This window comes from Stenotrophomonas sp. STEN240 (assembly GCF_056756175.1).
In genome coordinates this window covers 1-8579 of record NZ_JBRRBO010000075.1, presented here as the reverse complement: position 1 = coordinate 8579, position 8579 = coordinate 1, and the positions used below count along the sequence as shown (strand labels likewise).

The following is an 8579-nucleotide window of genomic DNA, read 5'->3' as shown; positions in this document are numbered from 1 at the left end:
TATTGAATTCGGCTTCTGCAGTGGCTTCGCGGCTTACGCCGCTCCTACAACCACAGCAAATCGATTCACCTGCGGCAACACCGGGCATGCGTTTGTGTGTAGGAGCGGCGTAAGCCGCGAGGTTGACAGCAGGTCGGTGCCGGACAGAACTGCAATCTGATGCTGCAGTGGCTTCGCGGCTTACGCCGCTCCCACAAGCAGCAGGGCAAAGCGGTTCACCTGCGACAACGCAGGGCATGCATTTGTGTGTTTAGGAGCGGCATAAGCCGCGAAGCTGGCAGCAGGTCGGTGACGGACAGAACTGCAATCTGATGCTGCAGTGGCTTCGCGGCTTACGCCGCTCCTACAACAGACCAGTCATGCACGAAGTTCAGGCGATGGATTCCGCGTAGCGGCAGGACAGCAGTGCCTTGATCAGGAAATCGACCTGGCTGGTTTCGCGGGCGTCCACCCACATTACCGGCAGGCGGTGGCCTTCGGCGGCCAGTGCGTTGCGGAATTCGGTGAAGCTGAACTCGGACTCGCGATCCTGGCAGGTCACGCCCACCGCGAAACAGGCCTCCGGTGCCAATCCACGGAAGCGCTCCAGCAGGGTCAACGTACTTGGCAGCGCGCGCGGGTTGAGTGCGCTCACAAGTACGATCACGCCGATTGCGCCTTCAGCGACGATCGGCCACATGAAATCCAGGTAGGCCTGACCCGGCACGCCGTAGACATGCAGCAGCTCGCCGTCGCCCAGTTCGATGGAGCTGTAATCCAGCGCCACCGTCGTATGCGATTTGTCTTCAAATGCGGACAGCGCCGTGTCGTCGCTGATCGGCATTTCCGTGCTGATCGGTTCCATGTCCGAGATCGACCGGATCGCAGTCGTTTTACCCGCACCCATTTCACCGACAAAAACCAACTTGGTTGCCATATCCGTCAGACCTGAAGCCCCTTGGAAAAATTGAGCCCGAATCGCTTGGCGATACGCGTGAAAAAGCCTGAGACCTTGTTGCCGGCAGGGCGTTGGCCTACCGCCTGGCTACCACTACCGTCCAGCAGCCCGGTACATGCCGCCGCTGCCATGATACGGGCAATGTCATCCAGTGACGTGCCGGTGGCAAGCGCCAGCTGCCCGGATTGCCACGGGCGGATCATCATTGCCGCCATCGGCAGCAGCCATTGCATCGGCAGCTTGCCGGTTTCGACCTCGGGCCAGCCGCGCAGCTGGTACAGGCCGGCGGTTTGCTGCTCCAGCAGCGGCTCGGGCGAAAGCACCGCGGCCTGCCAGCAGAAATCCTCGAATGCGTGCGTGCTGACCGCATCGGCCAGGGCCTCGTCCACCGCCCCGGCATTGCCCAGCAGCGACAAGGTCCAACCCGGCTCGGCGGCCGCATTGAGACAGTTTTCATAGGGCAGATCGCGCAGCAGAGTAACCCGCGTCTGCGCCGCGTCGATCAGCACCTTGACCAGGCCCATATGCAGGACGCTGGGCTTGCCCTGGGCATCGGCCAGGCTGCGGAACAGCGTACGCGGCTTGAACCGCTCACCGCTGCGATCGGACTCCAGCAACAGCTGCCGCAACTGCTGGAAAATATCGCGGACGCTGGCCCCATAGGCCACGCCCGGAACCGAAAGGCCGGACAGCACCTTGCGCGTCACCGCCAGTACCGGCAGACCCTTGAGGTTGGCTTCGCGCAGCACCTGCTGGCCGCTGCTGTCGTCAATGCAGGCCACCAGCAGATCCACCGGTTGCTGGTTCCATTCCTGCACGTCGGCCTGGATGTACTCGGCCATCAACAACGAACTGGCAACCTTCAACCGCATCATATGCAGGACATCCAGACCCTTGCATCCGATCACAGCGGCAGAAATTTTGCGGGCGGGTGCACTCATCGTTTCGATCAGGTCAGGGGGCCGATGCGCGGTTGCGGTACCGCTGCCCCGTCAGGGAGCAGCGGCACCACATTGCATCACTTGAAATCGAGCGTCTGTTCGAACGACTTCAGCTCGTGACGCGCCAGCGCCAGGTTGGCGCGCGAGCGGTCCAGCACCACGTACAGGAACAGGTCCGCATTGCTTTCCAGCGGGCGGATCAGGTGGTACTGCCTGGTCAGGGTGATCAGGATGTCTTCGATCGCATCGGTGATGCCCAGCGAGGCTGCGACGCGACGCTTGGCGCGTACCACTTCGGTGTTGCCAGCAGCAGCCACTTCCAGGTTGATCGGGCCACCGCCGAGCATGCCCAGCGCCATGCCGCTGTCACTGTCGACCAATGCGGCACCGACGAAACCGGCGATTTCATTCAACTTGTCGAGCTTGACGTTTCCAGCCATGTTGTTCTCCGTTCCTGATCGAATGTTGTCTAAGTAGTGCAATGCGGCCGGGCCATTGTTTGAGGCCGGCGACACGCCTGTTGCGTCTTACCCGAATCCGTCACGCGCGCCGCATCCCTGGCATGCCAGGCGAACTGCAGCACAGGTGATTTGCAACTGGTGAATTACAGCAACTGCTTGATCCGCGCCGCGGAATCGCGGGCGGCATACAACAGGATGGCCAGCGAAGTGTCGGCATGCCCCAATGCCGCCAACGTATAGGGCCGGTCCGCGGCAACGCGCACCAGCACCATGCTGCCCTGTGACGTGGACATGGTCACGTAGTCGGCCGTACTCAGGCCAAGCTCACGTGACAAGGTTTCGCCAAGCGTAAGAAACGAATTGCTCATCGCAGACAAGCGTCGCGGATCAAGCTGGTTCAAGGAGCGATGCGCAATCGCGCGGCCATCGGCCGTGGATACCAGCAGCATGGAAATGCCGATGCTGCGATTGATGACCTGGTCGAGTTCGGCTTCGAGCGCAGCGCCGTCTACGTTGGACGAAGGCAACCCCACATCACTTACCTTCGCCCTCAGCTTTTCCAATGTTGCTGTTTCCACTACCCCATCCCCTGTTTGCGGTCGCAGGATGCAGCCAGCGGGGCTGCATCAAAACGCGACTTCCATCACAGCCGCGATGATAAATATGAATTCGTGGACACCACGTGAACGCGGCAGTGTTGTTGCAACAAGGGCGGGGTTCCCTATTTCCCGATGCCCGCAAAGTGGTTGTAGCCCTGCCTTGACACCGCCAGCACACCGCCCTCCTGGTTGATCACCTGCAGCCCGGTTCCGGCTCGAATATAGCCAATCCGGGTAAGCGGAACTGCTACGGAAGCCATGGTTTCGTGCAATGCCTGCCGCTGCGCCTGCGGCGCGGTGAAGCACAACTCATAGTCATCGCCCGCGCTTGCGCGCAGCGCATCGAACGCAGCGCTGAGCGCACATTGTTGTGCCGCCGCCGACGCAGGCAATGCATTTTCAAACACATCGGCAGCAACGCCACTGCGCGCGCAGATGTGGCCCAGGTCGGCAAGCAGACCATCGGACACGTCCACCGCTGCAGTCGCCAGGCCGTGCAACGCGCGCCCAAGCTCAACCCGCGGGGTGGGCCGCGCCAGCCGCAACCGCAGGTGTTCATGCGCGGAATCATCAGCGACGCGGCTTACCTCCAACACCTTCTGCTGCCACAGCGCCAAGGCCAGACCGGCTTCACCGGGCACGCCACTGACCCAGATGTCGTCACCGGGCTGGGCACCGTCGCGGCGCAGCGCCTGCCCTGCTGCTACCTGGCCCATCGCGGTGATCGAAATCGACAACGGCCCCCGCGTGGTGTCGCCACCTATCAAGGCGATGCCATGCAGATCTGCCAGCGCGAAGAAACCTTGAGCAAATTCGTCCACCCATTGCGCGCTGGCATCGGGCAGCGACAACGACAAGCTGCACCAGGCCGGCGTCGCGCCCATTGCCGCCAGGTCGGACAGGTTCACCGCCAGTGCCTTCCAGCCGATATCGGCCGCAGGCGTTTCCGGCGGAAAGTGCACGCCCACGTTGAGCGTGTCGGTGGTCACCACCAGCTGCTGGCCCGGTGCCGGCTGCAGCAGCGCCGCATCATCACCAATGCCCAGCACGATATCGGCGCGCGCAGCCGTACGCCGACGTATCCGCTCGATCAGTCCAAACTCGTCAAGGCTCATGATCGGGCTCCCTAAAAAACAACAACGCCGGCGCCGATGATGCCGGCCCGGCGCTGCAGCAAACCCCGTTGGTGGCGAAGCCGCCGCCGTCGGTTATTGGTTGGATTCAGTCTTGCGCCACTCTAGCGCGGCGCGGTCAAGCACGCCATTGACATAGGTATGGCCGTGCTCGGAGCCAAACCGCTTGGCGGTTTCGATGGCCTCGTTGATCACCACGCGGTACGGCACGTCCAGGCGGTAACGCAGTTCGTAGGCGGCCACGCGCAGTACCGCACGCTCGATGGCATCCACTTCCTCGACCGCACGGTCGACGAACGGGGCCAGCGCATCGTCCAGGTCACGGCGGTTGTCCAGCACGCCGCGCAGCAGGCTTTCGAAGTACACCAGGTCGGCGATTTCGTGGGCCTGTTCGTGCGCGAACTGGGCCAGCAGCGACTCGGCGTTGCCGCCGGAGATCTGCCAGGCGTAGATCGCCTGCAGGGCACGGCGACGGGCGCGCGAGCGCAGTACCGGGTCCACGCCATCGCGACGGACCGGCTTTCCGGCAGGCTTGCCGTTGTTCTTGTTGTTCATGGCAGCTGTTCCAGAAGATTGACCATTTCCAATGCCGACAATGCGGCTTCCTCACCCTTGTTGCCGTGGTTGCCGCCCGCACGGGCATCAGCGTCCTCCACCCGCTCCACCGCCAGCACGCCATTGAGCACCGGCACACCGAAATCCAGCTGGGCGCGCATCAGACCCTCGGCGCAGCGGTCAGCAACGTGTTCGTAATGGCGGGTTTCGCCGCGGATCACGCAGCCCAGGGCGATGATCGCGGCGTGCTGCCCGGCCGCAGCCAGGCGCGCGGCAACCAAGGGAATTTCCCAGGCACCGGGCACGCGGACCACATCGATGGCGTCCTCGCCGATACCGTTGCCGGCCAGGCTCTTACGGGCACCAGTGACCAGGATATCGGTGATCCGGGCATTCCAGCGGCTGGCAATGATGGCGAAACGGGCCGATCCGGCCGGGCGGAGGTCGCCTTCGTAGTGGCTCATGGGGGCGTGGGGTTCCTGAGGGTGGGTAAGTTTAACGTGTACGCGCTTTGCGGATGGGTTAAGAGGAGCGAGTGAAGAGGAATGAGGGGTGAGAGGGGCGACGTTGCTGGCTTTGCCAGCTATATCGAGGAGCCGGCCCGGCAGGGAAAAACCTGCAATCCGGGCTATTCCTCACTCCCCACTCCTCTTCACTCACTCCTCGCCCCCAAAGCCCCGATCACCCCTGCGGAGTGACCGTTTCGACGATTTCCAGGCCGTAACCGGCCAGGCCGATCTGCCGGCGCGGGGTGCCGAGCACGCGCAGCTTGCCCAGGCCCAGATCCGACAGGATCTGCGCGCCGGCACCGTTGCGGCGCCACTGGCCCACGTCCTTGTCCTTGCCCGGGATGACCGGCGCCGGCTGCTGGCGCAGGCGGGCCAGCAATGAATTGGTGTCGCGCGGTGCCGACAGCACCACCATCACCCCGGTACCGGCGGCGTCGATGGCCCGCAGCGCATCGGTATTGGCCACGCCAAAATCATCCCGGCGCCAATGCAGCAGGTCGGCCAGCGGGTTTTCCACCTGCACCCGCACCAAGGTGGGCGTGTCCTTGTTCGGGGTGCCCCGGACCAGCGCAAAATGCAGGTCGTTGGCGATGCGGTCGCGGTAGGTGACAAGGTTGAAAGCGCCGAATTCGGTGGCGATTTCGCGCTCGTCAACGCGCTCAACGGTATGTTCGGTGGCCAGGCGGTAGGCGATCAGGTCGGCTATGGAGCCCATCTTCAGGCCGTGCTCGCGGGCAAACACTTCCAGCTCCGGGCGGCGCGCCATGCTGCCGTCGGGGTTGAGGATTTCCACCAGCACGCCGGCCGGCTCCAGACCGGCCAGCATCGCCAGATCAACGCCGGCTTCGGTGTGACCGGCGCGGGTCAGCACACCACCGGGCTGAGCGATCAACGGGAAGATGTGACCAGGCTGGTGCAGGTCGGACGGCTTGGCGTTCGCCTTCACCGCCGTGCGGATGGTATGTGCACGGTCATGCGCGGAAATGCCGGTGGTCACGCCTTCGGCCGCTTCGATACTGACCGTGAAATTGGTCTGGAACTGCGCGGTATTGGCCTGCACCATCGGCGCCAGGCCAAGATCGGCAGCGCGGCTGCGGGTGAGCGGCAGGCATACCAGGCCGCGGCCATGGGTGACCATGAAGTTGATGTCCGACGGCTTGACCAGCTCCGCCGCCATGATCAGGTCGCCTTCGTTCTCGCGGTCTTCGTCATCGACGATGACCACCATGCGACCGGCGCGGATCTCTTCCAGCAGTTCGGGAACGGGGGCGAAATTCATTGTGCGGCTCCTTGGCCCAGCAGGCGCTCGACATAGCGGGCGACCAGATCGATTTCCAGATTTACCGCACTGCCCACGCCAGTGGTGGAGAAGGCGGTATTGGCGACGGTGTGCGGGATCAGCGCGACTTCAAAGCCTTCGTCATCGGCTTCGTTGACGGTGAGGCTGACGCCATCCACGCAGATCGAGCCTTTCTTGGCGATGTACTTGAGCAGCGGCTTGGGTGCAGCAAAGCGCCAGCGCAGCGCGCGCGCATCCTCGTGGATGGACAGCACCTTGCCCAGGCCATCGACATGACCGCTGACCAGATGGCCACCGAGGCGGTCGGTCGGGCGCATGGCGCGTTCGAGATTGATCACCGCGCCCTCGGCCAGGCCGCCGAGCGTGGTCAGATCCAGGGTTTCGGTGGAGGCATCGGCCTTGAAACTGCTGCCGTCGAACTCGATGACGGTCAGGCAGACGCCGTTGACGGCGATGCTCTCGCCCATCTGCACCTGCTCGAAAGGCAGGCTGCCGACGGCGAAGGTGAAGCGGACATCGCCGCCGATGGGTTCGCGTGCGGCCAGACGGCCGACGCCTTCGATGATTCCAGTAAACACTAACGTTCTCCGCAATACAGTGAGCGAAAAACGCCGCAAGGCAAACAGGCGCACGGCCCCTGCAAGGGGACCGAAACACCGTCTTCTTTCATCCGGACTATGACCGTCGGCTCCGGCATCTGACCGGATCTGCTGACCTCCGACCGGTAACCGCACTGCTGTGCGGGCCTTGCTGGAGCGCTCGCGGGCTTATGCAGCGACCCCATCGGGAGCGTTGCACCTACCGCCGGTGGGGAGTTGCACCCCGCCCTGAAGACGTTTGTGAGTGCCGGCGAACCGGCCCAGCGATTGTAGCAGCGCTGGTCCCAGCAAGACCCGGGCCCGGCTGAACAAGTGCTTCCCATCGGTGGAACGGGGCGGCGGAGCGGCCGTTTTCGCCGCCAGGACTTTGCGGCATGGAGCTCCGCACGTACTGCTGCCGCGCCTGGCTGAGGTGCCACGGCGCCTGAGGTTACATGCAGGTAGCCAAAGGGTTACCTGCAACAACCCACGTTACCTACCCTGAAAAGGGACGCTACTGGAGCAGAACCTGCAGCCAAATTAATGGGATTGCTCTGGAAGTATCGCCCTGCTCCGCCATCGTCGAGCACGCGGCAAAAATTCGGAATTCAGTCAATTGGACGATAAAGTTCCGAGAAATAACGCCATACCGCGCAAAAGTCCTATATCCGAACGGGTCCGTGACTATGCAGTCGGCATCTTCACACCACTTGTCACATGTGAATTTTTCGTTAGAATCCGCGCACCGTCACAAGACGTTACGGTTCCGGCCCGCAAGGGGTCGGTTGACACGGACATCACATCCAAGAGGATTCCATGCGCAAGACCCTGATTCTGGCCGCCATGCTGGCAGCCGCACCTGTTGTCGCCTCCGCTGACGAGCTCAGCTACACCTACGCCGAAGCCGGCTGGACCCAGGTCCAGATCAACAGCAACGACCTCGATGACCCGAACCTGGACGGCGCCTACCTGCGCGGTTCGTTTGATATCGCCGACAAGGTCAACCTGTTCGCCGGTTACTCGCAGGTCCGCAAGTCGATCAACTGGGGCAACGGCGTACGCTCGAAGGTCAAGCTGGGCCAGCCGGAGCTGGGCGCCGGTTACCACATGAACATGAGCGAGCGCGTCGACTTCACCGCCGACATCGCCTGGTTGCGCCTGAGCCTTGACGAAAAGCTGAGCGGTGCTGGCGAAGACAACGGCACCTACAAGAGCCACGTCAACGCCGGTCGCGTGACCGTCGGCCTGCGCGGCAAGCCGTCGGCACGTACCGAGGCGTGGATCAAGGGCGGCGCCCTTGATGGCAGCGACATGGACACCGAGTTCGTCGGCGTGCTGGGCGGCCAGGTCAAGTTCAACAAGACCTGGGGCGTGGTTGCTGAAGGCCAGTGGATGGGTGACTTCGCCCAGTACTCGGTCGGTGTTCGCGCCAGCTTCTGATCCGGCCATTCCGGGTTTAATGCAGCGGGGGCCGAAAGGCCCCCGTTTTTATTTTCCGGATTGCAGCCAGCGTTCGTGATCATGTAGTGGGGGGGGCGGCGAGGGACGGCCCGCCCCGGGAAGGCC

General features: G+C 63.2%; 10 protein-coding genes and 1 riboswitch. Of the genes, 1 reads left to right on the top strand and 9 read right to left on the bottom strand.

Annotated elements, in window-relative coordinates; genetic code table 11:
• Positions 1 to 370: 370 nt before the first annotated feature.
• From ACVOKO_RS19025 to ACVOKO_RS18985, 9 genes are all read right to left on the bottom strand, one after another.
• On the bottom strand, positions 371 to 916 hold the full coding sequence (locus ACVOKO_RS19025; protein ID WP_430980823.1) for a GTP-binding protein: 546 nt from the start codon (positions 914 to 916) through the stop codon (positions 371 to 373).
• 5 nt (positions 917 to 921) lie between these two features.
• Positions 922 to 1812 (bottom strand): hypothetical protein, encoded by an 891-nt coding sequence (locus ACVOKO_RS19020; protein WP_346500887.1) that lies wholly within the window; start codon positions 1810 to 1812, stop codon positions 922 to 924.
• Positions 1813 to 1955: 143 nt separating this feature from the next.
• Complete coding sequence (locus tag ACVOKO_RS19015) at positions 1956 to 2318, bottom strand: roadblock/LC7 domain-containing protein (protein WP_062169316.1); 363 nt, start codon at positions 2316 to 2318, stop codon at positions 1956 to 1958.
• Positions 2319 to 2482: 164 nt separating this feature from the next.
• The gene (locus ACVOKO_RS19010) at positions 2483 to 2872 is read right to left on the bottom strand and encodes a roadblock/LC7 domain-containing protein (protein ID WP_346500885.1); all 390 of its coding nucleotides are present in this window, start codon (positions 2870 to 2872) and stop codon (positions 2483 to 2485) included.
• A 188-nt stretch (positions 2873 to 3060) separates the two neighbouring features.
• Positions 3061 to 4053 (bottom strand): thiamine-phosphate kinase, encoded by a 993-nt coding sequence (thiL, locus tag ACVOKO_RS19005; RefSeq protein WP_346500883.1) that lies wholly within the window; start codon positions 4051 to 4053, stop codon positions 3061 to 3063.
• Positions 4054 to 4146: 93 nt separating this feature from the next.
• Entirely contained in the window at positions 4147 to 4626 is a 480-nt protein-coding gene (gene nusB / locus ACVOKO_RS19000) for a transcription antitermination factor NusB (RefSeq protein WP_346500881.1), read from the bottom strand.
• Positions 4623 to 5090, bottom strand: a complete 468-nt coding sequence (gene ribH, locus ACVOKO_RS18995; protein ID WP_057627425.1) for a 6,7-dimethyl-8-ribityllumazine synthase — start codon at positions 5088 to 5090, stop codon at positions 4623 to 4625. The genes nusB and ribH overlap by 4 nt, the downstream gene beginning before the upstream one ends.
• Before the next feature lie 217 nt (positions 5091 to 5307).
• A complete protein-coding gene (ribB, locus tag ACVOKO_RS18990) occupies positions 5308 to 6414 on the bottom strand; it encodes a 3,4-dihydroxy-2-butanone-4-phosphate synthase (protein WP_346500878.1) in 1107 nt (368 codons plus the stop codon).
• The gene (locus tag ACVOKO_RS18985) at positions 6411 to 7013 is read right to left on the bottom strand and encodes a riboflavin synthase (protein ID WP_062169323.1); all 603 of its coding nucleotides are present in this window, start codon (positions 7011 to 7013) and stop codon (positions 6411 to 6413) included. The genes ribB and ACVOKO_RS18985 overlap by 4 nt, the downstream gene beginning before the upstream one ends.
• Positions 7014 to 7089: 76 nt before the next feature.
• Positions 7090 to 7274: riboswitch (FMN riboswitch) on the bottom strand.
• Between the two features lie 555 nt (positions 7275 to 7829).
• Here ACVOKO_RS18985 and ACVOKO_RS18980 point away from each other — a divergent pair.
• Positions 7830 to 8453 (top strand): hypothetical protein, encoded by a 624-nt coding sequence (locus tag ACVOKO_RS18980; RefSeq protein ID WP_062169326.1) that lies wholly within the window; start codon positions 7830 to 7832, stop codon positions 8451 to 8453.
• The last annotated feature ends 126 nt before the right edge of the window (positions 8454 to 8579 follow it).